Raw genomic sequence first — 24,687 nt, 5'->3', positions numbered from 1 at the left:
TAGAGAATGCCCTTTCTTATAGCGGTATGAATTACATGAGTATATTCAAGTTAATGCTTGGCTTGAATCCAGGATTCAATCTCACTAAACACATTGCTGATGAGTTCATCATCTAGTGCCATCGAGTTCTCTCCAACATAACATTCGAAATAACACTGCCCGGCCAACTGAGCTGGTTGAAAACCATTTGCAAGCCAAAGGTTATAGCGGTCAGCAATATGCTCTCTAAGCTGCTCGGCCTCTTTAACTTCCATAGGCAAATGAACATGAAACAGGTTAACCTGAACCTTCTTAGGGTTAATAGCAATGCTCGGTGAATGTTCCTCTATCAAGCCTGCAATCTTTTTCGCTCTAATATGGTAGCCGTTCATCGCAGTTAGCCTCTCATCAAACCTCATCGCTGCAGAGACCACCAGCGGCGTACGATGATAGATATCTCCCCCCTGCTGACGTATCTTGACTTTGGCCTTATTAATGAACGCTTCATTACCGAGTAACATCGCACCTGCCAATCCACCAATTCCCTTATAAAAAGAGACATACGTCGAGTCGAAGCCTTGGGTAACATCGGCATAATTCTGAGCATCACCTTGTGCAAAATAATGTTCAGACGCTTCCCATAATCGAGCGCCATCTAAATGCAGGTGGATATTTTGTTGACGGCAATACGTTTTCACTTCTTGCAGTTCATCCCACGTCGGTAACTGACCACCAATCTCACGCATTGGCAACTCATACAAGGCCGCATCAATTTGGCCTGGGTAAGCTTTTAAATCGGCTGATCCATACACTCGATTCTGGTGTCCAACTGGTAACGCAATGAACTTGGAGTCAAATTGATAGTTCTGCCACTCATGCTTGATGATGTGGCAAGTTGGATGCATTGCCGCTAATGGTTTTGCACTACGCTCACTGGCAATATTCAATGCAACAACCTGAGCCATAGTGCCTGATACCACAAACACGCCCGCTTCGTACCCTAACAGCTCAGCGACCTTTTGCTCAAACTGTTGGAGAAACTCACCAGAACCGTACGTATCATGCTCAATACTGTGTTTGTGACAGAACTCCGCCATCATGGCAAATTCATCTGCAGGTTGGAGTGCGGATTGGCCGCATAGAAAATGTTCGCACTTTTGCTTCATGCTAATGCTCATTGGACTTCCTTGATTTTTGTTGCATGTCGACCGTTGCTTACGAATTGAACAATGTTAGCCAATCGACAGCTTTTATAGCAAAACGCCAGCAACAAAGGCTGGCGTTAGATTATCTATACAGTTTGGATTACCACATCAGGTCATCTGGAACGACGAAATCTTTGTACGGATCATCTTCATCGACTGCATCTTCCTCACGCGCCTTGGTGTCAACAATGGTTTCGTCATCACGCATTGCAATTTTTTCAGCAACAACCGCTGGAATCACAGCGTAACCTTCACCATCACGAACAATACTCAAAATACCTTTGCTTAGCTGAGTACGTGTTAGCTCTTCCACATAAAGAGCTTTCACTAGCGTGCCATCGGTAAAGTTGTATTTGATCTCACCATCTTTCAGATCGATCTTATTCATCTCAATAAGTTGCTTAACCTGAGCTTTGATCTCTTTTGCTAAACGCTGCTCTTCACGCTCGCGGTTGATTTTTTTGTCACGCTCTTGCTGGGCAATACGGTTTTCTTCAGCGGCCGCTTTGGCTTCACGAGCCTGAACTCGTGATTTCTTCGCACCCTTCTTGGCTTTCTTCAGTTTTTTCTCGTTTACAAGGCCTGCTTTTAGCATCTGTTCTTGTAGGGTTAGTTTTGCCATGTCGTTTTTCTCTATTTCTTTATTCTGTTCAAGCTGGAACGGAAGACGCTTGAACCTTTAACTTGTTGCGATTATCGCGGCTAGAACGAATCAACTCTTCACTTTCATCCATCACATCGCTTTTTGCTAATCTATCATAAAGCAGCACATTTACAGAGGCCGCTAGATTCATGCAACCTACCGTCGGCACATACACCACGTGGTCAGCTCGGTCTGCTACTTCTTGGCTAATCGAACCGTCTTCAGGACCAAAAATATAAATCGCTTTTTCTGGATGTTGAAAGCGAGGAAGTGGCGTTGCGCCTTCTGCAAGTTCAACACAAACGATTTTGGTATCTGCATCCAAGTTGTCCAGCAACGAATCAACATTGACCAAAGGGATCGTTGAAGACGCTGATTTAGTGTCAGTGTGGAACTTAGCCGCATTAGCATAGCGGACACCAGTATAATGAACCGCATCCGCTTGATAGCAACCTGCAGCACGCATCACTGCACCAACATTGCTCGGGCTCTTAGGGTTCGTTAACCCAATTACGATGTCTTTCTTAGTCATGAATCTTGATTAACCTAAAAGAATACTATGTAACTCGTCCAAGGACTTGACTTGATGATGTGGTTCAATCTCCATGGATTTAGGTTCGTCAAAACGGTTTAACCAACACGTCTCAATACCAAAGTTGATACCACCAAGGATATCGGAATGTTGATTATCCCCCACCATGAGTACCTTAGACTTACACGGTTGACCGATTCTCTCGAATGCGTGAGCAAAAATACCCTGGTCAGGTTTTGCAACGCCTACTTCTTCAGATATCACTACGTGCTTGAAATACTGGCTCATACCCGTACGTTCAAGACGAATGGCCTGCAGTTCTGTAAAACCATTAGTAATGATACCCAGGTTCGCTTTTTCGGATAACGCTTCAATAAGCGCTTGAGCACCAGGCAATAACGTACAGATGTCTGCCATCGCCTCCAAAAACGAACTATTCAGATCTGATGTCGTCGTCTCAAGCTTGTCGGCCCAGGTTATGAAACGTGTGTGCTTTAGCTCGTCCGCGGTGATATCGCCATTTTGATAATCAACCCAAAGAGGCTTATTCACTTGTTGGTAGTCAGCGTAATCAGTTTCCGTGAAATCAACGCCCTTACGCGCAAACATCAACTGCATGCCTTTAAAGGCATCAAAATTAAAGAGGGTTTCATCGGCGTCAAACAACACCCATTCGTATTTCATAAGAGGTAACTCAGGTAACAATAGTGAGGAGATATTCATCCGTTGGGCGATGATTATTTCTGTGAGCAGTAGTGTAATAGGTTATGGGTTTAAACTAAACCTTTTAGCTTAGTTAACCCGAACGCAGCAGTAGTAACACAATCTTTGATCTCGCCTGAAATCAACATAGATTCAAATTTTTCAATGGTGAAAGATTGGCTAATGAGATCTTCTTCTTCACAGTCCAATTGCGTATCCGATTGGGTTAGTTGAGTCGCAAGATAGATATGACAGGTCTGATTGAGAAATCCATATGCGATAAACTGAGCACCAACATAAGTCATTTGTTGCGCGATTAAGCCCGTTTCCTCGCGAAGCTCGCCTTTGGCAAGCTCAAGATGATCGGCATCTGGACGAGACTCCCAAGCGCCTTGTGGTAGTTCCCAAAAGCTTCCTTCTACTGCATAACGATATTGGTTAACGAGGTGAATGTGGCCCTTATCAATGGCGATGATCGCAGCACAGTCAGGCTTGTCCACCACACCATAGATCCCTTGTTTGCCACTTTGTCGCTCGATTTTATCCTCTCTTACCGACATCCAATTGTTTTGGTAAACGATGGTTGAATCTAGCTGTTTAATAGGTGGCATAGTGGTTCCTAGTGTTATTGAATCTAAGTGTTATTGAGTCCAAGTGTGAATTTTACTGACCAGTAAGTCCTTGGAAGCAGGTTTTAGAATGTAATCATTCATCCCACTCTCTAGGATATATTCTAAGTTATCCTTACGGCGTTCCCCAGTAAAACATATTATTGGTGTGTCCACATATGCTTGATACAGCGGATTCTTACGAATTTGTGACGTGGTATCAATACCATCCATATTAGGCATCTCTAGATCCATCAAGATCAAATCAATATCGTGCTTGAGTAACACTGACAGGGCCTGTATTCCATCTTCGGCGTAAAGCACATTGAAACCCTCCACTTCAAGTAATTTACCCGAATACGTTCGTAGAGAAATATTATCATCAACTAACAAAATGGTTTTACTTTGATTAGCTTGATGGTTCTCTTTTAAATCATTCCAATGACTGGAGTTGAACATTAAGTCTTGAATCGTTTCGGAATAGCGCTGGGTCAACTGAGCTTCATCAACTTTGGAGTGTTTGACCATATTATTGAGTGTTAACGACTTAGTATTGTGATTGTTCACATAAACAATCTTGCTATCCAACGGAATAAATCGTCTTTCGACACGTGAGAGTAAACGCTCATCTCGATTGAAGCTTTGCAGGTCACACAGTACAAGATCATAGCTAGACAGCGTATCAGAGTTCAGCGACAGTTCTTTCGGAGTCAAAAATTGATGCTTGACCACAATGAATTGTGACAACGATTGAAAGTGTTCAGCGGTTCTTGATTTACTTGCAACGACTAACACTTGTTTTGAACGTAACACACTGTTCTTAAGTCTACTGAGTTTAGGAGAGCTCGCACCCGGTAAGGTAATCACAAATTCTGCGCCGCTACCCGGGCGGCTTTCACAGTAGATCAAGCCTTCAAAGGACACGACGACCTTACGACAAAACGCAAGACCAAGTCCTACACCGCCTTGCTTACCAGAGGTGTAAAAGTCGTCGAATATATGCCCTAGTTTGTCGTTATCAATACCCGGCCCATTATCTTTAACTCGGATCTCAATATCACCATTCACTTTGCGTAGACTGACTCTGATTTTGAAATCTGGCGCAGCTTTATAAACCAATGCATTTTTGAGCAAGTTGAATAGCACGTATTTAAACAGCAGATCTGAACCAAACGCGACCAAGTCATCATTTGGCTCGATAAGCAGCTCAATAAGTTGCTTTTCTTCCGGTGAGGTATATTGAAACTCATGTAGTGCTTGCTGCGCACTTTGAGAGGCCGAAAAATAATGAAAAGAAGTATTTGGAATCCGATCTTCATCGAGTGAAGCAAGCAACACATCAATCGTCTTTGACCCAGAATCAACAATCCCTAGTGCATCATTTAGTGCTTGGCTTAATTGGAGATACTCATTTGGGTCAATAGTACGCTTACCACTCATGTCTGAGCTCGGAGGCAATGAGGTTAATATCTGTTGAAGCAACTGAATGTTGCCCTGGAGCGCCATTAAAGGGGTTCTCATCTCATGAGCAATACTTGCACCGAACGCTTTGGCCAAGGAGACCTTAGAGGTCGACTTCATAAAGGTTCGATACTGCAGCAAAATACTGAACGCATAGATAAATAAAATGATCGCAACGTACTCTGGTCTAAATCCAACCAAAGGCGAAGTATCAGAGACCCAACTAGCAGCAATAAATGCTCCAGCCGTTGCTATAACTGTTTGTATAAATAGCAGTCTTGAATCGTTAACCAACAAAACTTGCAGGAAACAGGCGGCCATCAAAGACATGACCCAAACGTCACTCCACTGATTCATTATCGTCATGAACGTAAAAAAGAACGGCACACAAAGCGTGATACTTACAATCAGGTAAAGTGGTAGGTAAGCCTTCATCGCGTCTGAAAATGAATGACGAAAGAATAATGGAACATTGATGAGGCCCAGTGCCAGTCTCAATCCAAAGTTTTCGTACGGTTGCGGGATGAGCACTTCCCAGACTAAGTAATAGATTGGAAATCCAAATACCGCGAGAATGGCATAGATCAATAGATTTGGCTCAGCGTACTCGAAAGCCTTGCGGATTAACTGGGTCATCTTCCTTTACAACTCGACGAAAAGACCACTGGATGAATTGGCGTTTAGTGCCGTGAGGAGGTCTTGGTTCTCTAAAGAACAGATGATATCAAAAATCGCCGTGATTTATTATTAATCACTGACGATTTTATAAAATATTTTTACTCTAAGCGATTAGCCTAATGAGTGCAGTGCCGATAGCTACACGATTTCCCAACTATGCGTCATTTCAACACCTTCACCCAGCATTAGACAAACAGAGCAATACTTTTGTAGTGAGTCCGCAGCAACGCGCTCAACAATCTCTTCATCAAGATTATCACCCGAAACAACAAAGTGGATATTCACCTTAGTGAAAATTCTCGGCGCTGTTTCACGTCGTTCAGTGTTCAGCTTTGCAGTGCACTCCGTCACTTTTTGTCCTGCTTCTTTTAAGCCATCAACCACGTCTACTGAACTGCACCCACCAGCAGCCATTAATACCATTTCCATTGGGCTTGGTGCAGTCGCTCCCCCATTTCCATCCATTACGATTGAATGACCCGATTGAGAATGACCAAGAAACTTAAATTCTTCGATCCATTTCACTTCTGCTTGCATGTTTGTAACCCTGTGTTCTTTGAGAAAGATTGCTTCACTTGATAGCAATAGAGTATCGCAGCGTATAAATTCATTGAAAGTTTTTTTTACTTGATACGTTCTAATAGATAAACCAATCCACAAACGAGGTTTCTATGCGTAGGATTTCTAAGGGTCTGATCTCATCTCTGCTTGCTCTACCAATGTTGGCAATATTTGTTGGCTTCAATGGTCACGCTGACACTATGAAAGACACACCAAATTCTAGTAACAGCAACACTGAAGTTGCCACACTTGCTGGCGGTTGTTTTTGGTGCACAGAATCAGACTTAGAACAGCTCGATGGTGTCATCGATGTCGTGTCTGGATATTCTGGTGGTCACGTAGATAACCCTAATTACACTCAAGTCTCTTCAGGTAAAACGGGACATATCGAAGTCATCAAAGTAACTTACGACCCAAACAAGGCTTCTTACCTTGATGTGCTGGACCAGTTTTTCCGTCATATCGACCCTACCGACCCTGAGGGCTCGTTTGTCGACCGAGGTAAACACTATCGCCCAGCCGTCTTTTACCACAACGAAACTCAGCGCCAACAAGCTGAGGAGTTCATGGCTAAGATCGAAGCTGCCGGTATTTTCCCGAAGCCCCTCGCGACTGAGCTAATTAAGTTCGAAAAGTTCTGGCCAGCTGAGGATTATCATCAGGATTATTACAAAAAAAGTAGTGTTCGCTACAAGTACTATCGCTACCGCTCAGGTCGCGACCAGTACTTAGATGAAGTATTTGGTGAAAGCCGCAAAGAAATGCCAGTGACCATTCAACAGATTCTTACTGAGCGATCAGGTCAAGTAAGTGCTAAAAACTACGTCAAACCCACGGATAAAGAGATCAAAGATAAGTTAACTGAACTTCAGTATTACGTGACTCAAGAAGACGGTACAGAGCGCCCGTTTAATAATGAGTACTGGGATAACAAACAAGCTGGTATCTATGTGGATATCGTTACCGGTGAGCCGTTGTTCTCTTCAAAAGACAAATATAAGTCTGGTACGGGTTGGCCAAGCTTCACAAAACCGATTAATGACGCTTATATAGTGACCACTACGGATTACAAGCTCATCTATCCAAGAACAGAAGTAAGAAGTCGCTACGGTGACTCTCACTTAGGACATGTGTTTAAAGACGGTCCTAAGCCAACAGGGTTGCGTTACTGCATGAATTCAGCTGCGATGCGTTTTATCCCCGTAGAAAAACTGGCTGAAGAAGGATATGAAGAGTATGTCGCGTTATTCGACAGTTAAAAGGATTTATCGAGCTTTCTCATCGAACAGTTGAGAACATCTGTTCATCAAATAGGCAGTCACATAATGTGGCTGCTTTTTTTTTGATATTCAGCATGTTTTATTTAGTTAAGCTCGCTATAATCGTACGCTATGGGATTTATAAAGTAATCGTCACGATTAAATACCGCACCCTCAAAAATTTGTTCCGTAGGTAGGTAAGAAAGTTGTTTCAACACCATCGTTCGTAAACTTCGTGCGGAACATTTCTCTTAACCTCAGATTAAGTGTTACACTCTCTAATAATTCAATAACTTAGTAGCACAGTGAGCATGGAAGAGATTACATCACAATTCGAATCCCTCTACGTTAATTACTCCACTTCTTGGAACAACAGTGTTCTGTTTATTACTTGCGCAAGTCTTGTCGCTTGGGTCATCTGGCGTGTTATTTATGGCCGCTTAGAGGCCTTAGCAGAGAAAACCCGCTTTGAATGGGATGACCTGCTACTTCACGCCCTAAAGTCCCCAGTCAGTACCGTGATTTGGTGTTGGCCTGGTACCGTTTCACTCGGGCTAATCCTACAGACCTACTTTGAAAGCGACCTCAACTGGCTAAGTACACTAAAACAGATCCTGTTAGTCAGTATGTTTGTTTGGTTCTTTGTTCGATTTATCGAGAACATCGAAGGTTATGTGCTGAGCCAGAAAAAGCGTGATGAAACCACGGTTCAGGCCGTTGCGAAGGTTGCCAAGCTTTTCTTCGTTGTTATTGGTTTACTGACGGGGCTACAAACCTTTGGCGTAAGCTTATCTGGCCTACTGACCTTTGGTGGTGTGGGTGGTTTGATCGTCGGTTTAGCGGCGAAAGATCTATTATCCAATTTCTTTGGCGGCATGATGATCTACTTCGATCGCCCGTTTAAGGTGGGTGATTGGATACGCTCGCCAGACAGACAAATCGAGGGAACTGTTGAGAGAATTGGTTGGCGAATGACTGTGATCCGCACTTTTGACAAACGTCCTTTATATGTCCCAAACTCGGTGTTCAGTAACATTGTGGTCGAGAACCCTTCTCGCATGCTAAACCGTCGTATCTACGAAACCATTGGCCTGCGCTATTCAGACAACCTAAAGGTCGCAGCAATCATCACTGATGTAAAAGCGATGCTTAAGAACCATCCAGATATTGATGCTCACCAAACGCTGATTGTTAACTTCAACCAGTTCGGGCCATCGTCTCTAGATTTCTTCATCTATACGTTCACTAAAACGGTAAACTGGGTCCGTTTTCACGAAGTGAAACAAGATGTTCTACTGCAAGTGATGGATATTATTCACCAGCACGACGCTGATATCGCCTTCCCAACTCAAACCTTACATATAGAACCGACAAGCGCGCTGAACAATGACATGAACCACCCCGCGCCTACTGTTTAATCCGCTTACATGATCAAGGCAGCGAATGTACTGCCTTGGTTACTCAAAGTAATTCATACACTTTTCTGAACATTTGCTTTCCGAACGCTTGGCTTCAAGAGTTGTCGGTTTCAGGAGCTGTCGATTTCAAGAGCAGGCGGTTTCTAAAAAACAGGCAAAAAAAATGCTAACCCTAGGGTTAGCATTTCTTCAAACTTAAAAACGTAAAATTAAAGAACAGTTACGTTTGCAGCTTGTGGGCCTTTTTGACCTTGTTCAACTTCGAAAGAAACCTCTTGGCCTTCTTTCAGAGTTTTGAAACCTTCAGCAGTGATTGCACGGAAGTGAACGAATACGTCTGCACCGCCGTTAGCTTGAGTAATGAAGCCGAAGCCTTTCTCTTCGTTAAACCATTTTACTGTACCAGTAGTCTTGTTTGACATGATATGTCCTCATATATTTCAATTTAAAAATCGCACAATCGCGTTGCACTGTAGATCTGAATTATTTAAATTCCGTGAAACTAAAAGAAATATATTACGACAAGTATTACAAGAATATTGAAGGGTATTGCTTTTACTCAAAAATCTAAAATAACTCTCTTAAAAACAGAGCTAGGGGCATCTTACCCGTTACAGGGACAAAGTAAAGAGAAGATTGAAAATTTGATAGGTTTGACACAACCTTTTCCAAGATTGATGATAAACACATCATTTATTTGGGTAGTAACTCAAGTATTTTCTTCAACTCTATGATTTAGAGGTACAAATGAGCATTTCCTTAGACAAGTATTCCGGTCTAATTTTCGATATGGACGGCACCCTACTCGACACTATGCCAGCACACGTTGAAGCATGGAAAAAAACCGCCGAACATTTTAACTTCCCGTTCGATGGTGAGTGGCTACACAGCCTAGGCGGCATGCCGAGTCCCAAAATTGCAGCGGAAGTCTCTAAAAAGTATGCGATTACTCTCGATTATACCGAGGTGTCAGCGTTCAAAATGGCAAGTTTTGCTAGTGCAAATACCGAGGCCGCGCCAATAGAAGTGACCCACACGATTCTTAAAGGCTCACAGGGGCAGTTCAAAACTGCAATTGGAACAGGCAGCCAGCGCGTATCGGCAATGGGGCTATTGGAGAAAAACAACTTATTGCCTTTGTTAGATGCCGTTGTGACCGCTACCGATGTAGAGAATCATAAGCCTAACCCTGATACGTTTTTATTGGCAGCAGAGAAAATTGGTTTAGAGCCAACTCAATGTGTTGTGTTTGAAGACACCGAGCTTGGTAAACAAGCGGCTCATGCAGCTGGTATGGACTGTATTATGGTCTGTAACAACCAGCTGTCTTTCTTCCCTGTCTAAATTCGCCGCCATAATCACCCGTTAGTTTTATAAATCATAACCCTCCCATCCGTCTGGGTTATGGTTTATTTCATTTTACATACCGTTTCATAAACACTTTAGTGACCTCTCGCTCATTAGCTAACTTAGAGCACAAAAAAATCGGGCAACAATGATGTAAATCAACTTTGAATACCTCGAAAGTATTAGCATTGGTAAAAATTATTACAAACTATGAATAAACATTTCGAGTCATGTCAATTAAAAAACGTTATGTCGCAATTATTGCAATTTTAGGCATCGCTGTAGGATGGATCACTCTAGGTGGTACTGCCGCAGTTATGCATTACACCTCCAGCACAGAATTCTGTGTATCTTGTCACTCAATGGAAATCCCATACGAAGAATATGAAGGTTCCATCCACTTCAGTAATGCAAAAGGGATTCGTGCTGAATGTGCCGACTGCCATATTCCTAACGATCCAATTGATTACGTGATCACTAAAATCCGTGCCTCTAAAGACATCTACCACGAGTTCGTCACCGGTAAGATCGATACCGAAGATAAGTATGAAGAGCACCGTATGGCAATGGCTGAAACCGTTTGGGGCCAGATGCGTGCTAACGACTCCGCAACTTGTCGTTCATGTCATGAGTTCGATGCTATGGATACGTACGAACAATCTGAAGATGCAGCCAAAATGCACGCATACGGTCAAGAAAACCATCAAACCTGTATTGACTGTCACAAAGGCGTTGCTCACTTTGCGCCAGAGCCAGAAATGGACAGCGAAGCGTTTGACAACCTAATGGCATTTACTCAAAACACATCAGCAGATGCGAAAGTGGTATACCCAGCAGAAACCATTGAAATGGGCGACCTAGGTACCATCAACCCAACAGCAAAACTTGATGTTGTTGAAGCAAATGGTTCACAACGCATCGTTGAGCTGCATGCATACCAAATGAAAGGTGCCGAACAAGTCCTTTACTTCGGCGAAGGACAACGCGCTATCGTCGCCATGCTAACCGATGCAGGACAAGCAGCTGTAAATGCTGGTGAATTCAAAGCTGATGCATACGGTAATGAATGGCGCACAGCTGTATTAACCGCCCAAATCGATGCTGACGTTCTAGATTCACTAGAACCTATTTGGGACTATGCAGAAGAACTAGACAACGTTTACTGCTCAACTTGTCACGCGAAGATTGCCGCGGGTCACTTCACCGTCAATGCATGGGGCCCTGTAGCAAAAGGTATGGGTGAGCGCACCGATATCTCAGATGAAGACCTTGAACTACTTACCAAATACTTCCAGAACCACGCAAAAGATGTGGTTGGTCACTAATAAGAAACAAAAGGGATATAAAAATGACAGAAATTACACGTCGCGGATTCCTTAAAGGAACAGGTATGGCAGCGGGCGCAATCGCGTTCACTTCCATGACACCAATGACGGCCGCTGCTGCCAACAAACGTGGTAAAGGTATTCTAACGGCTGGTCGTATGGGCCCGATGATTGTTGAAGTTAAAGATGGAAAACTTGTCTCTTCGACCAACGCTCTAGCTCAAACAGTACCAAACAGTCTTCAGACTACAGGCCCAGACCAAGTTCATACTAAAGCACGCATTAAGTACCCAATGGTACGTAAGGGTTTCTTAGATAACCCATCAGCACCAACAGGTAAGCGTGGTGACGATGAGTTCGTGCGTGTTTCGTGGGACGAAGCTTACAAGCTAATCCACGAACAACACATGCGTATCCGTAAAGAAAACAGTGCAGACTCTGTATTTGCTGGCTCTTATGGCTGGCGTTCAAGTGGTGTGCTCCACAAAGCACAAACCCTTCTACAACGTTACATGAGCATGGCTGGTGGTTACTCAGGTCACCTAGGTGATTACTCAACAGGTGCTGCGCAGGTGATCATGCCTCACGTAATGGGTTCAATTGAGGTTTACGAACAGCAGACAACACACCCTGTCGTTTTAGAAAATTCAGACGTTGTTGTACTTTGGGGTATGAACCCACTGAACACGCTTAAGATCGCTTGGAGCTCTACAGACTGCTCTGGCCTTGAGTTCTTTAATAAACTGAAAGCATCAGGCAAAACAATCATCGCGATCGATCCAATGAAGTCTGAGACGATAGAATTCTTTGGCGACAAAGTAGAATGGATTGCACCACGTCCAATGACTGACGTTGCAATGATGATGGGTATCGCTCACTCACTAGTGAAGAAAGGCAAGCACGACGTTGAATTCCTGAACAAGTACACCACTGGCTACGATAAGTTTGAAGCGTACCTGATGGGTAAAGAAGATGGCGTTGAGAAGACACCAGCATGGGCAGAAGAGATCACTGGCGTTCCTGCAAAACAAATGGAAGTGCTTGCAGATATCTTCAGCCAAAACCGCACAATGCTAATGGCTGGTTGGGGTATTCAACGTCAGCAATACGGTGAACAACGTCACTGGATGGTAGTAACTCTAGCAGCAATGCTAGGTCAAATCGGTCTACCAGGTGGTGGTTTCGGCCTGTCTTACCATTACTCTAACGGTGGTAACCCAACGCGCGATGCTGCGGTACTTCCTGCAATTTCAGCATCTATCGGTGGTGGTTCTTCTGCGGGTAACGACTGGGCTGTATCAGGTGCTGTGAACAGCTTCCCTGTAGCGCGTATCGTTGAAGCGCTAGAGAATCCTGGTCAGAAATTCATGCACAACGGTCATGAGCTTACTTTCCCAGACATCAAGATGATTTGGTGGGCAGGCGGTGGTAACTTCACTCACCACCAAGACACAAACCGCCTGATCAATGCATGGCAGAAACCAGAGATGGTGGTTATCTCTGAGATTTACTGGACAGCAGCAGCGAAGCACGGCGACATCGTTCTGCCTATCACAACATCGTTCGAACGTAACGATATGACGATGACCGGTGACTACTCGAACCAACACCTAGTGCCAATGAAGAAAGCGGTTGAGCCTCAAGGTGAAGCGCGTAATGACTTCGATGTATTCGCGGACATGTCTGAGCTGCTAAAAGCAGGCGGTCGTGATGTGTTTACTGAAGGTAAAGACGAGATGGCTTGGCTGAAAGGCTTCTACGATGAAGCACAAAAAGCAGGTAAGAAAGCGCGCGTTCGTATGCCTAAGTTCGGTAAGTTCTGGGATGAGAACCAGCTAATCGAAATGAAGCTGAACAAGAAAGCGGCTCAGTTCGTTCGTCACGCAGACTTCCGTAAGGATCCAGTGATGAACCCACTAGGTACGCCTTCAGGTAAGATCGAGATCTTCTCGAAAACCATCGAAGGCTACAAACTAGAGGACTGTCCTGCTCACCCAACGTGGATGGAGCCTACAGAGTTCTTCGGTAAGTCTCAGAATGGTGAACTTCAGTTAATGACAGCGCACGCAGCGCACCGTCTACACAGCCAGTTCAACTACGCGAAGCTTCGTGATGAGTATGCTATCGCAAACCGCGAACCTATCTCAATCAACACAGAAGATGCGAAAGCACGTGGCATTAAGACGGGTGATCTCGTTCGTGCATTCAACGACCGTGGCGCTGTACTTGTGGGTGCACTTGTTACAGACGGCATCAAGCAAGGTGCGGTATGTATCCACGAAGGTGGCTGGCCAGACTTAGACAAAGAAACGGGTCTATGTAAGAACGGTGGCGCAAACGTGCTCACGCTTGATATTCCAACTTCACGTCTAGCAAACGGCTGTGCAGCGAACTCAGCGCTTGTGAAGATTGAGAAATACGAAGGTCCAGCACTTGAGCTAACGGCATTCACTCCACCTAAGAACGCTTAATTAGCCCTTCATAATGTCCAAGACCCAGCACATCGCTGGGTCTTTTTGTTTCATAAGAGCAACATCAGGCTAGACTCAAATCAAATATAAGAATTGGATAAGCTGCTAATGTCGTCACATTAATTAGCGAGACCGATTCATGAGCCAACCAGAGATCATGCAGACCATTTCTACGTTCACCTCTATTGAGGAGGCGCTAGACTATTTCGAAATCAGCTATACACAAAAGTTCATCAATGAGCATCGCTTAGCACTCACCAAACGTTTTAACGGTTACCTTATTCTCGAAAAACCCGAAGATTGGTTCGCTGCAAGAAGGGCGTTAAAAAATGCCTACTGTAAAATCCAACGATCTCAATTAAGCAAAGGAACACGGCAGGCTTGTCGTGGCTGCACAACTTGCCAAAGGCGCTAATGAGTTATTCAGGCTGTTTCAAGTGTGTTGACGACTCTTTCAAACACGTTGATGACTCACACTAGCTCGTAAGTAATCATGTAAAGCTCATCTGTATTTGGGTAGATCTCTTTAATCAGTTCTTTTAGCCTTGGCAACTCAATCGCCTCTTGCTCGGCGTGAAACTCTCCGATATCTTCAAATCTAAGGGGTTCTACCGCTAAGATCTTAATCTCGCAAACTTTTTGGTCCGTTTCCAAGGTAAACACTTCCACTTGAGTACCTGGCACATAGTGAGATTCTGACTCATCGCGAATGGTAATGGTCTTCTTACCCGAAGTGATAAGCGGTGTTAAAAACTCAAAGAATGTGATTTTGGTTGGGGCTGGCATAGTCACTCCAATTAATTGATATCCGGTCATTTTCTGTCATAGTAACTTAGCAGCTGAATAAAAAGAAACTTAACACCTCGATAAAAAAACAGTTCGCACTTAGCGTAAAAAGAATAGATTGTGGTTCAAGTAAAAGGAAATACTCTATGCCCTCACCGATTGTTTCAACACAATGGCTAAATGAACACCTGAATGCTCCTAAGCTACTGATCCTCGACGTCAGTATGAAGACCGTGATAGGTAAGGAGCCTATCGAATACCCCGAACCTCTCTACATTCCTAATGCATTGACCCTAGATATTGAAAATAAACTCTGCGATCACACTTCCTCGCAGATTCATGCCATGCCAACAGAAACCCAATTTAATCAAGTCTGTATGGAACTCGGCATTGAAGCTGAAAGCAAAGTGGTGCTGTACGATAATCAAGGTATCTATTCTGCCCCACGCGCTTGGTGGACTTTCAAGTTTATGGGCTTTGATCAGGTTTATGTGCTAGACGGTGGTTTACCTCAATGGTGTGAAGAACAACGTATTGTTGTGACGCAGTCAAAGCAACCAACAGCGACAGGCAATGCTTACCAAGCTTCTTGCCAGCATAAGCGAGTCATTGATGCAGATGACCTGAATTCAAGTTTAAGCAATGAGATTTACACGATTCTCGATGCCCGTGGCGCACCACGCTTCAATGCTCAAGTTGCCGAGCCTAGACCTGGTGTTCGCAGTGGCCATATCCCTACGTCGGTGAACTTACCTTTTGCTCAAGTACTTGGTAAGCATAAGTTTTTACCAGAAGCTGATTTACAGATTTTGTTTAGCAAGCTCGTTGAAGACAAAAGTAAGCCTATCGTGTTTTCTTGTGGCTCTGGTATCACAGCCTGCATCCTTATTTTGGCAGCTCATATCGCTCAACTGAAAGAGACAGTTCTTTATGATGGTTCTTGGGCCGAATGGGGAAGTAATGACTCTCTACCAATAGAAAGCTAAATTCCAAAAGTAAGCGAGTTGAAATACTCCTGCACAAACTTTACGAATGCCTTGAGCTTTTGTGACGGGTAAATGACCTGAGGGTAAAACAGATAGATACTGTTCTGCCCTTGCAAGTACTCATGTTCCAACACCTTCACCAAAAGACCTGACTGAATTTCTCGATCAACATAGTAACTCGCAATTCGCACAATGCCGTGCCCAAGTAATGCTTGCTGCTTGAGTAGGTGGTTTTCATTGGTTGCCATCCATCCATCCACCGCAACGTCTTGCGACTTCATAGGCCAAACACTCTGGTGGAGAGTGGTCAGACATTGGTGTTGGTTAAGATTAGCTAGGTTCTCAGGCGTTCCATTTGCTTGGAGATAGCTAGGAGAAGCAACCAAATAATGTTGATATGGCATGAGTAGGGACGCGACCATGTTCTCTGGCGGATTCATCGTTGCTCGAAAGGCCAAGTCAATATCATCTTGGTTAAGGTTGAAATTGGTATAGCTTGAGTTGATTTCAAATTCGATATCGGGGTGAATTTCACGAAACTTCGCACAGATATCAAACAGAAAAATTTCGGCAAACATTTTGGGGGCTGTAATACGCAAAGTTCCAACAATGGAATCATGCTCGGAAGAAACGTTACGCTCTAGCTCTAATACTTGCGAACGAATTCTCAACCCCTGCTGGAACGCTCGCTCCCCTTCCTGAGTTAAGCGTACGCTACGAGTTGTTCTCACTAACAAAGGGCACTGTAATTCAAACTCTAGCTTCTTTATCTGCTCCGATAAGTGCCCCTTAGAGACGCCAAGCACTTCTGCCGCTCGAGTAAAATTCAAATGCTGAGCTAACTCGACAAACAGCATCAACCTTTCGACACGCTTAAAATCACTCATCTAATGCCTTTTATTGTTCTCACTCAAGAACAATGAATTCTAAACTACGCACTTATCATTTCAAATAAAAACAATAAAATGGCTATTAATTTAGTTCGCAACGGAAGAAAACAATGACTAACAAGACTTTACCTTTAGCAACTCATCTAAAAGATGTCAGCCAGATTGCTTACGGTTGTATGGGACTCGGTGGTGGCTGGGATAGCAACCCGATCACAGATACTGAAATCACTCAAGCACGCAATGTCATCGAAACAGCGCTTGACGCGGGTATTAATATCTTCGACCACGCTGATATCTATACCCACACGAAAGCTGAACAGGCATTTGGCAAGGTGCTTGCGAGCTCCCCTGCACTACGTGATGACATGTACATTCAATCGAAGTGTGGCATCCGATTTGAAGATGAAATGGGTGTCGGTCGCTATGATTTCTCAGCTAACTGGATCTCACAATCGGTAGACGGGATCCTTGAGCGCCTGAACATCGAACAGCTTGATGTGCTTCTTCTTCACCGCCCAGATCCATTAATGGAACTGGATGAAGTGGCCGAGACACTGCATAAGATCCATGCTGCAGGTAAAGTGGCACACTTTGGTGTTTCTAACATGAGTGGCCATCAAATCAACTTCCTACAATCGGCGTTGAATCTTCCGATTGTGGCAAACCAAGTCGAAATGAGCCTGTCAAAACTCGATTTCTTCAATGATGTAGTAATGGTAGGTACTGAAGGATTCAATCAAGGTGATATTACTCCAGGAACAATGGAATACTGCCGCCTCAATAACATCCAGATTCAAGCATGGGGCTGTCTCGCGCAAGGTAAGTACTCAGAGAAAGGCTTGGATTCAGAGTTTGAAAACGTCCGCCTGACCACACAATATGTGATGGAACTAGCAGCGAAGTATCAAGTACCTAGCGAGGCGATCGTACTTGCATTCCTACTTCGTCACCCTGCGAATATTCAGCCTGTAATTGGTACAACCAACCTTGAGCGCATTAAGGCATCAGCACTAGCAACGACAATTGAACTGACTCGTGAAGAGTGGTACACCTTATTTGTGCGCTCTCGCGGTCAACGCATGCCATAAAAGGAAGTAACAATGTTAACTTTACAGCAAGTACAACAGCTACTTAATGTGACTATTTCAATCGCTGAAGACAATCAACAAACCGTTGCTGTGTCTGTCTGTGACAGTCATGGAGAATTACTTGGTTATTTGCGCATGGATGACGTAAGCCCTCAAGCGGCACTGTTAGCACAGAACAAAGCCTACACCTCCGCTCGAGATCGCCAACCAAGTGGCAATCTAGGAGCATGGTCAAGAGAAACTGGTAAAGAACTGAGTTACTGGACAGACCCTCGAATCACCGGATTCAAAGGAGGCCTACCGATTGAGCTTAACAACCAGGTGCTCGGCGCAATTGGTATCAGCGGTTTGAGTGAAGAAGATGATGAACGGCTCGCACAGCAAGCAATAAATACTCTTTTCAAATAAACAGTAAAAGGCTTACTCAGTACAGAGTAAGTCTTTTTAAATATGCACCAGTTGCATATCTAACATTATTCTATATCATTTCAAAACATAACCAATAACTCATAAAGTAACCCCATCGAAACGAACATCCCCTAATGAGGTTACTATGAAAAAGCTAATTATCGCATCAATGATTTCTGGTCTAATGGCTCACACAGCAATGGCACATGACCTTGGTGATCACCTTCCTAAGAAAGGTGAACCTACTCAAGTTCAGCTTGCGCATGGTGGTTCAACAGTTGTCACGGAAGATAACTTCATCCTAGCGGAATCGGACAAATACTTCTTTGAGCAGCAAGCTCAAGGCAGTACTAATAAGTTTAAACATGACCGTAATCTAGTCAGCCAAGAGACACAAACGGTCGTAAGACAAAACCGAGACACCTTATATTCGAAAGGGATTTTCGACACCGAAGGCTCAGTGACATTTGAGCTGCCTATTCATGATGATTACCAAAGCATTCAGATCATCGATGAACAACACCGAACCGTTGCGGTACTTTATTCAGAGCAAGGTAAAAACAAAGTTACCGTGACTCCTGATATGCTTTCAAGCGGCCAACACGTTTGGGTGGTTGTTCGAACACAGATAGATTCAGTTTCAGACAAAGATCTCATGCAGGGTCACATGAAGCAGGATGCAATTAAAGTAACTACGGACGAATACACCCGTTACACACCAAAAGGCTTCGATCAAAAGTCACGCGAAAAAGTACGACTGCAACTTGAGGGCCATGTTGCACAGCTAGACTTCACCAAAGCGATGGGAGCTCCGACTGTCGGTTCAAACCATGACAGCGTCCCTGAGCGTAATGTAGAGCAGTTCCACGCTCTTGGCATGACATCAATGGGCTTTGGCGGTCTTCCAAGTGAGCATGCGTTCTACAAGGTGTTATTAGCTGACGATCGCAGTGGTGAGTGTCAGACAATGACGTTCGATGCACCACCATTGACAGAGAATGGTTTCTTCTCAATCACAACCTATGGTGCTGATGCCTATATTCATACTGATAACTTTGCACTATCAAGCCGTGAAGGAGAGCTCAAAGCCAACAAAGATGGTAGTTATACCGTTAACTTCAATTGTGGTGATAACGCCATCAATAACATCGATGTTGAAAAAGGTTGGACGGGTATCCTACGTATGTACCAACCAACCTCAATTAACGAGATTGTTTCTTACGCTAAGGATGTTGAGCTACCACATGGCAAGTAACTAAACAGAGTTAAGTGACATGTATTAGAACAAGTGAAAATGAAGAGAGGGAGCTGATATGCTCCCTCTCCCCTATCTGTTGCTCTGAGTTATCTGTTACTCGGAATGGATCTCATTACTCATAGATATAGCGTTTTGCGACTTCATCAGTGAAGTACTCCACCAGCTCCCATTCAAAACCGGCTTCATCCCAAAAATAGACACGTTTTCTGAACGGTTCGCTTTGCATATCTCCGTTAACTCTATATCCCGCAAGCTCTAGTTTGGCTTTTATGTCTTCGACACCTGACACGGTCAATGCTAAATGGTTAATTCCGATGTCGTAATATGGATTACGACGATCTTCAGCACTTACCTTCTCATTAGGCTCCTGCAATGCTAAGTAGTTGTAGTCATTACCTATATGCGCCCAACGATAGTGGTCGTCTCGATACTCATCAGCACGCACTTTAAAATCCGGTGCAACAATGTTTAAAAAGCGGATAGCAGCATCGATGCTCGGTACAGTGATGTTGGCGTGTTCTAGTGTCGTCATACTCAATTCCTTCTGATTGTGATCTTCATTATTGACTTAACTTGCGACTCACTCTAAAACCTTAACTTAAGTTTAGGTCAAACACTTTTTTGGAGATTTATTATGTTGTCTGTTGGTCAAGTTGCTGATCGAGCGGGAGTTGCTGTTTCTGCTATCCATTTCTATGAACGCAAAGGCTTAATTACATCAACCAGAAATAGTGGCAATCAACGACGCTACAATAGCGATGTATTGCGACGGATTGCCGTCATCAAGATAGCTCAACAAGTTGGATTACCGCTGGAAGAAATCAAACAAGCAATGGCAGTGCTTCCCTTAAACAAAGCGCCAAGCAAAGAACAATGGGGAGAAATGAGTGCAAAATGGAGAGAATCACTTGAACAACGCATTGAGAACTTGCAGAAACTCCATTCACAGCTTGACCATTGTATTGGTTGTGGTTGCCTATCAATGAAGTCATGTCAGCTATACAACCCTGACGATGAAATAGCGAACGAAGCGCAGGGTGCTGGTCTCTGGTAATCCTACCTAGGGTCTGTTGACCTTTCGAGGTTAAATTTTGTTCGAGATAAAATCGTTTTAGGCGCGGCAAGGGGTGTGTAGCCTAGTCATTCTAAGTAAATACCCCTTAACAAAGCATAAAACGATTTTAGCCGAACCCTTCGGGCAGCGTTTGTGCTTCATTTCCACTGTGTTATCGGCTTCTCATGTAGGCTAGCTACACATCAAAGCCTTTGCCTTGTGGAAATTTCCCACAAACTGCTGCAAAAACCAGCTCGAAAGGTCAACAGACCCTAGTAGTTCAAAAACGAAAAAAGCCAGATGATTACGCTCACCTGGCTTATAAATACTTTAATTTGAGGAGGTTATGCGCTCGTTAAACGTTGGTATAGCGCGTCTTTAAGTACGGAACGGTCATGTTTAAGCTGATGCATTGCTTCATCATCGATTGGAGCTCCATTAAGCTCTAGAACTCGAATTTCCTTGTCCAGTTCGTTGTAACGCTTGTTCTCAGCAGCAAACGACTCATCGTTGCTTATCAGTGCTTCTACTTTGTCTTTATGCTCAGGAAAATCATTAACCAGAGAGTGAACTTCACCTAACATACTTGCTCCTTTCATTTTAAGACACACGATAAAACCATCGCTCGTTTAAATGTAACACTTTCACTAACAAAACGTTAATTTAAATAGTAGACCGAGACCACAAATTGCTGCTTTCCCACCCAGCATTGCGTTGAGTCCCACAAGTTTGAAGCTTATTGCTCGGAGCATTGTTCGACTGCCCCTAAATTGTCAAACTTTCCGCTAAAAAGTCTATCAATGCCCTGACTTTTGGAGATAAGTTTCGGTTTGGAGGGTAAACCGCCCAAACCCCTTCCCTATCATCTTTATATTGAGAAAGCACTTCGACCAATTGTCCCGACTCTATATGAGCTCGCACATAATAATCAGGCAATTGCACTAAACCTAAGCTCGACAGAGCCGCATCGAGAAGCGTTATACCGCTGTTGCATTTCATGCGGCCACTGACCTTTAGGCTATGAGTTCGCCCCTGATTTTTAAATCGCCAATGCTCGATTGTTCCGCCTAAGCATTGATGATGAGATAACTCAGAAAGCGTGTGTGGCTCACCAAAAGATTCTAGATAGCTAGGAGTACCACAAACGTATAACTGACGCTCAGCAAGCTTTTTTGCCATCATGGACGAGTCTTCGAGTTGTCCTAAACGGATTGCGACATCGACGCCTTGATCGATCAGGTCAAGTTTTTGGTTCGTAAAGTTAATATCCAAGTCTATTTCAGGGTACAGCAGTAGAAATTGATTAAGAAGTGGTGCGATTTTTTGTTCGCCAAACGTGACTGGCGCGGTAATTTTGATCAAGCCCTTGGGTACGGTTTGCATTTGAGTCACCGCGAGCTCTGCCAACTCAAGCCCCTCGACAAGTTGTTTACATTGTTCGAAATACAACAAACCAGGCTCTGTTAATGAAACCTTACGAGTCGTCCGGTTAAACAGTTTTATCGCTAATCGACTCTCGAGATTGGAAACACGTCGGCTTATCTGAGCGACAGAGGTATTCAGCTTATTGGCAGCAGCCGTAAAGCTCTGCGTTTCGGCTACTGCTACAAATTCTGTCACACCTTCCCAATTTGCCATCTCGTCTCTCTCTACTCATGCTACAACGTCTTCATTGTAGGTGACTGTAAACTCGAAGCATAGACAAATTGTGACAGCGATCTCTCACCCTTCTCCCTCATCCTTTTCAATGAGTTATATGGATGATTTCAAGCTGATTTGATTAAGTAACAATCAACATAATAAAACCAAGAAAAGCCTCTGCCAGAAGCCTATCGTCCATAATGGAAATAAGGACAGAAACGTGAAACTCAAAAAAATAGCCCTGCTACTCGGATCGAACGCCATATTATTCAGTGGTTACCATGTTCATAGTCAAACCAATCAAGCGAACAATTCTGCTATAACAGAATCAGGTCCATACGCTTGTCAGAACAATAGTGCAGCTATTGATGAACTTATAATTTATCAGATCATGGTAGAGAGTTTTGTAAATGGTGACCCAAATATCGGTCATGGTACGGGTTACGGTACTAGTCACCATATGGGTGATATTAAGGGCATCATTGACTCTCTTGATTACATACAATCGCTTGGCGTTAATGCAATATGGATGACGCCAATTTTTGACTCTCAGCCAATTGAAGGTCAAAAGCACTGGGCAGATAGACTGGATGCAACGGGTTATTTCGCCACTGATTACTTTAACATCGACCCTCGCTTCGGAACGTTTGAGCAAGCAAAACAACTAGTGGAAGAAGCGCATAAGCGTGGCCTTTATGTCTTCTTTGACGGCGTGTTTGGTCACCACAAAAAGAATGTTGTCGCCTCACCAAGTGGCAACTTACCTGTCGGTGAGTCGAACCCAGTGTCCTATCCCGATAGCCTCATTTTTTACAAAGAAGTCGCTCAATATTGGATCAACGAACTCAAGATTGATGGTTGGAGACTTGACCAAGCGTACCAGGTACCACCAGAAGCATGGACGGAGATTCGCCGCGCTGTCGAGCAAGCCTCAGCTAGCGTCACTTACACCAACTCTAATGGCAAAAAGGTCAATCCACTTGGTTACATGGTGGCGGAAATTTGGGCTGGAGAAAACCGCATTATAGAAACAGGCTATGGCGATGAAGATGCTCCCGCTTTGTGTTCTGCGTTTGATTTTCCAATGCGCTACAGATTAGTCGAAACCTTTGCTGCAAACGAAGCAGGCGTTTCACATGCTAGCGGTCAATGGCTTGCCGAAGGAATGCAACTTCATGATCTCTACCCTTCTCACGCTAAACCAAACCTAATGATTGGTAACCACGACCTCGTTCGCTTTGGTGACCTAATGCAACGCTCTAACATTGCCTCACCACAAGATGAAGAATACTGGTTACGCTATAAAGCAGCCTTTGCCTTCCAAACCGCTTATTCTGGTCCAATCACTGTGTATTATGGTGATGAGATTGGTGACCAAGTCGATGGCTTTGCCAACAAGGTCTGGGGTAATTGTGCCATTCAAGGCTTTTGTGATGACCATGTGGCGCGTACAAGTGCCAAGATCGACGGTGTGACAGCCTCACTTTCAGAGCAACAAGCTAAACTCAAGCAAGAAGTCACCCTGCTGATGTCTCTCAGGGACAAGCACCCTGCTTTAGCTAAAGGCAAACGCACACATATTTTGAGTACCGACCAATTCTATGTTGACCATAAACAGTTTGGTGATGAAAACCTGCTTTATGTTGCTAATATCTCAGGCGATTCTCAAATGCTTTCGTTAAAAGGCGAAGAGATTGGTTCTAAAGATGGGCTAACGGATTTACGTCGTGAAACGCTGATTCGGAATAAACAAGGCAGTTATGCGGTTGATCTCAAACCGTTTGAAGCACGCTTCTTAAAAATTGAACATGCGACAAAACCAAAACCTCAGTCACAGTCGATCCAAACAATGGGTGACGACTTAGGCGCCTTAGGGAAATGTGATAACCCAACCGTAGACCAACAGGGCCCAGTTTCTACTGAATTATTCGTTGTAGGAGACTTTGCTGATTCAGGGTGGAAACACATTGACTCTCGCTCATTCAAATACAAGGGCAATAACCTCTATCAAGTCGTTATGAACGAAAAGGCCGGCAGCTATCGCATGCAATATGCGGCTGAGAGTTGGTCACCACAATTTACCGCTGATGGACTAAGCCTCAAGCTTGGTCAAACGAACAAACTAGTGCGTGGTGGTTACGGCCAAGACACGACGGCTACCTTAATGGAAGATGGTCAATATGTGTGGAGCTTAACGTTTAACGAAGATGGCAAAGCAGAATCGGTTGCTGTCGCGAAGTGTGAGTGAGGATGAGAGCTAGAGAGCTAGAGAGCTAGAGAGCTAGAGAGCTAGAGAGCTAGAGAGCTAGAGAGCTAGAGAGCTAGAGAGCTAGAGAGCTAGAGAGCTAGAGAGCTAGAGAGCTAGAGAGCTAGAGAGCTAGAGAGCT

25 protein-coding genes are annotated in these 24,687 nt (G+C 44.0%); 12 read left to right on the top strand and 13 right to left on the bottom strand.

All coding sequences use genetic code 11. The annotated features are described in order from the left end of the window. Positions 1-50: 50 nt before the first annotated feature. From DPF91_RS07615 to DPF91_RS07585, 7 genes are all read right to left on the bottom strand, one after another. Positions 51-1,157, bottom strand: a complete 1,107-nt coding sequence (locus tag DPF91_RS07615) for a threonine aldolase family protein (RefSeq protein WP_117233827.1) — start codon at positions 1,155-1,157, stop codon at positions 51-53. A 127-nt stretch (positions 1,158-1,284) separates the two neighbouring features. Then, the gene (locus tag DPF91_RS07610; RefSeq protein WP_117233826.1) at positions 1,285-1,806 is read right to left on the bottom strand and encodes a DUF2058 domain-containing protein; all 522 of its coding nucleotides are present in this window, start codon (positions 1,804-1,806) and stop codon (positions 1,285-1,287) included. 28 nt (positions 1,807-1,834) lie between these two features. Next, positions 1,835-2,359 carry an RNA methyltransferase gene (locus DPF91_RS07605; protein ID WP_117233825.1) on the bottom strand — a complete coding sequence of 175 codons (525 nt, stop codon included), beginning with the start codon at positions 2,357-2,359 and terminating at the stop codon, positions 1,835-1,837. Between the two features lie 9 nt (positions 2,360-2,368). Beyond that, complete coding sequence (yjjG, locus tag DPF91_RS07600; protein WP_117234201.1) at positions 2,369-3,043, bottom strand: pyrimidine 5'-nucleotidase; 675 nt, start codon at positions 3,041-3,043, stop codon at positions 2,369-2,371. An 89-nt stretch (positions 3,044-3,132) separates the two neighbouring features. Next, entirely contained in the window at positions 3,133-3,672 is a 540-nt protein-coding gene (locus DPF91_RS07595; protein ID WP_117233824.1) for an NUDIX domain-containing protein, read from the bottom strand. Between the two features lie 30 nt (positions 3,673-3,702). After that, positions 3,703-5,766: a hybrid sensor histidine kinase/response regulator gene (locus DPF91_RS07590; protein ID WP_117233823.1), complete on the bottom strand. Its 2,064-nt coding sequence runs from the start codon at positions 5,764-5,766 to the stop codon at positions 3,703-3,705. Between the two features lie 180 nt (positions 5,767-5,946). Next, complete coding sequence (locus DPF91_RS07585; protein WP_117233822.1) at positions 5,947-6,345, bottom strand: OsmC family protein; 399 nt, start codon at positions 6,343-6,345, stop codon at positions 5,947-5,949. A gap of 134 nt (positions 6,346-6,479) precedes the next feature. On the opposite strand from DPF91_RS07585, the gene msrB reads away from it, so the two are divergent. Next, entirely contained in the window at positions 6,480-7,628 is a 1,149-nt protein-coding gene (msrB, locus tag DPF91_RS07580; protein WP_117233821.1) for a peptide-methionine (R)-S-oxide reductase MsrB, read from the top strand. 311 nt (positions 7,629-7,939) lie between these two features. Then, entirely contained in the window at positions 7,940-9,046 is a 1,107-nt protein-coding gene (locus tag DPF91_RS07575; protein WP_117233820.1) for a mechanosensitive ion channel family protein, read from the top strand. Between the two features lie 209 nt (positions 9,047-9,255). On the opposite strand, the gene cspE is transcribed toward DPF91_RS07575, so the two are convergent. Continuing rightward, the gene (cspE, locus tag DPF91_RS07570; protein ID WP_117233819.1) at positions 9,256-9,468 is read right to left on the bottom strand and encodes a transcription antiterminator/RNA stability regulator CspE; all 213 of its coding nucleotides are present in this window, start codon (positions 9,466-9,468) and stop codon (positions 9,256-9,258) included. Between the two features lie 325 nt (positions 9,469-9,793). Between cspE and DPF91_RS07565 the strand changes: the two genes are divergently transcribed. From DPF91_RS07565 to DPF91_RS07550, 4 genes are all read left to right on the top strand, one after another. Then, a complete protein-coding gene (locus DPF91_RS07565) occupies positions 9,794-10,390 on the top strand; it encodes a beta-phosphoglucomutase family hydrolase (protein WP_117233818.1) in 597 nt (198 codons plus the stop codon). Positions 10,391-10,623: 233 nt separating this feature from the next. Beyond that, a complete protein-coding gene (locus tag DPF91_RS07560; protein WP_117233817.1) occupies positions 10,624-11,718 on the top strand; it encodes a NapC/NirT family cytochrome c in 1,095 nt (364 codons plus the stop codon). Positions 11,719-11,741: 23 nt separating this feature from the next. Beyond that, positions 11,742-14,189, top strand: coding sequence for a trimethylamine-N-oxide reductase 2 (locus tag DPF91_RS07555; RefSeq protein ID WP_117233816.1), 2,448 nt, complete (start codon positions 11,742-11,744; stop codon positions 14,187-14,189). Between the two features lie 139 nt (positions 14,190-14,328). Continuing rightward, the gene (locus DPF91_RS07550; protein WP_117233815.1) at positions 14,329-14,604 is read left to right on the top strand and encodes a nitrogenase-stabilizing/protective protein NifW; all 276 of its coding nucleotides are present in this window, start codon (positions 14,329-14,331) and stop codon (positions 14,602-14,604) included. Between the two features lie 56 nt (positions 14,605-14,660). Here DPF91_RS07550 and yqfB read toward each other — a convergent pair whose 3' ends face one another. Continuing rightward, entirely contained in the window at positions 14,661-14,975 is a 315-nt protein-coding gene (yqfB, locus tag DPF91_RS07545) for a N(4)-acetylcytidine aminohydrolase (protein ID WP_117233814.1), read from the bottom strand. Positions 14,976-15,121: 146 nt separating this feature from the next. Between yqfB and DPF91_RS07540 the strand changes: the two genes are divergently transcribed. After that, on the top strand, positions 15,122-15,961 hold the full coding sequence (locus DPF91_RS07540) for a sulfurtransferase (RefSeq protein ID WP_117233813.1): 840 nt from the start codon (positions 15,122-15,124) through the stop codon (positions 15,959-15,961). Here DPF91_RS07540 and DPF91_RS07535 read toward each other — a convergent pair. Continuing rightward, on the bottom strand, positions 15,958-16,848 hold the full coding sequence (locus DPF91_RS07535) for a LysR family transcriptional regulator (protein WP_117233812.1): 891 nt from the start codon (positions 16,846-16,848) through the stop codon (positions 15,958-15,960). The genes DPF91_RS07540 and DPF91_RS07535 overlap by 4 nt on opposite strands. Before the next feature lie 113 nt (positions 16,849-16,961). Here DPF91_RS07535 and DPF91_RS07530 point away from each other — a divergent pair, with 113 nt between their 5' ends. The 3 genes from DPF91_RS07530 to DPF91_RS07520 all read left to right on the top strand — a co-directional run bounded on the left by DPF91_RS07530 (position 16,962) and on the right by DPF91_RS07520 (position 19,602). Then, a complete protein-coding gene (locus DPF91_RS07530; protein WP_117233811.1) occupies positions 16,962-17,939 on the top strand; it encodes an aldo/keto reductase in 978 nt (325 codons plus the stop codon). A gap of 12 nt (positions 17,940-17,951) precedes the next feature. Beyond that, entirely contained in the window at positions 17,952-18,347 is a 396-nt protein-coding gene (locus DPF91_RS07525; protein ID WP_117233810.1) for a GlcG/HbpS family heme-binding protein, read from the top strand. A 145-nt stretch (positions 18,348-18,492) separates the two neighbouring features. Further along, positions 18,493-19,602 carry a DUF1254 domain-containing protein gene (locus tag DPF91_RS07520; protein WP_117233809.1) on the top strand — a complete coding sequence of 370 codons (1,110 nt, stop codon included), beginning with the start codon at positions 18,493-18,495 and terminating at the stop codon, positions 19,600-19,602. A 115-nt stretch (positions 19,603-19,717) separates the two neighbouring features. Here DPF91_RS07520 and DPF91_RS07515 read toward each other — a convergent pair whose 3' ends face one another. Beyond that, complete coding sequence (locus tag DPF91_RS07515; protein ID WP_117233808.1) at positions 19,718-20,137, bottom strand: VOC family protein; 420 nt, start codon at positions 20,135-20,137, stop codon at positions 19,718-19,720. Between the two features lie 99 nt (positions 20,138-20,236). Here DPF91_RS07515 and soxR point away from each other — a divergent pair, with 99 nt between their 5' ends. Next, positions 20,237-20,659 carry a redox-sensitive transcriptional activator SoxR gene (soxR, locus tag DPF91_RS07510; RefSeq protein ID WP_117233807.1) on the top strand — a complete coding sequence of 141 codons (423 nt, stop codon included), beginning with the start codon at positions 20,237-20,239 and terminating at the stop codon, positions 20,657-20,659. A gap of 344 nt (positions 20,660-21,003) precedes the next feature. On the opposite strand, the gene DPF91_RS07500 is transcribed toward soxR, so the two are convergent. Together DPF91_RS07500 and DPF91_RS07495 are read right to left on the bottom strand one after the other, a co-directional pair. Further along, the gene (locus DPF91_RS07500) at positions 21,004-21,243 is read right to left on the bottom strand and encodes an HP1242/YdcH family protein (RefSeq protein ID WP_117233806.1); all 240 of its coding nucleotides are present in this window, start codon (positions 21,241-21,243) and stop codon (positions 21,004-21,006) included. A gap of 181 nt (positions 21,244-21,424) precedes the next feature. Next, on the bottom strand, positions 21,425-22,297 hold the full coding sequence (locus DPF91_RS07495; RefSeq protein WP_117233805.1) for a LysR family transcriptional regulator: 873 nt from the start codon (positions 22,295-22,297) through the stop codon (positions 21,425-21,427). A 193-nt stretch (positions 22,298-22,490) separates the two neighbouring features. Here DPF91_RS07495 and DPF91_RS07490 point away from each other — a divergent pair, with 193 nt between their 5' ends. Continuing rightward, on the top strand, positions 22,491-24,548 hold the full coding sequence (locus DPF91_RS07490) for an alpha-amylase family glycosyl hydrolase (protein ID WP_420855587.1): 2,058 nt from the start codon (positions 22,491-22,493) through the stop codon (positions 24,546-24,548). Positions 24,549-24,687: the final 139 nt, after the last annotated feature.

The sequence above is a fragment of the Vibrio maerlii genome (genome assembly GCF_003415655.1).
GTDB classification, from domain to species: Bacteria; Pseudomonadota; Gammaproteobacteria; order Enterobacterales; family Vibrionaceae; genus Vibrio; species Vibrio maerlii.
This window is presented reverse-complemented; position numbering and strand designations above follow the sequence as displayed.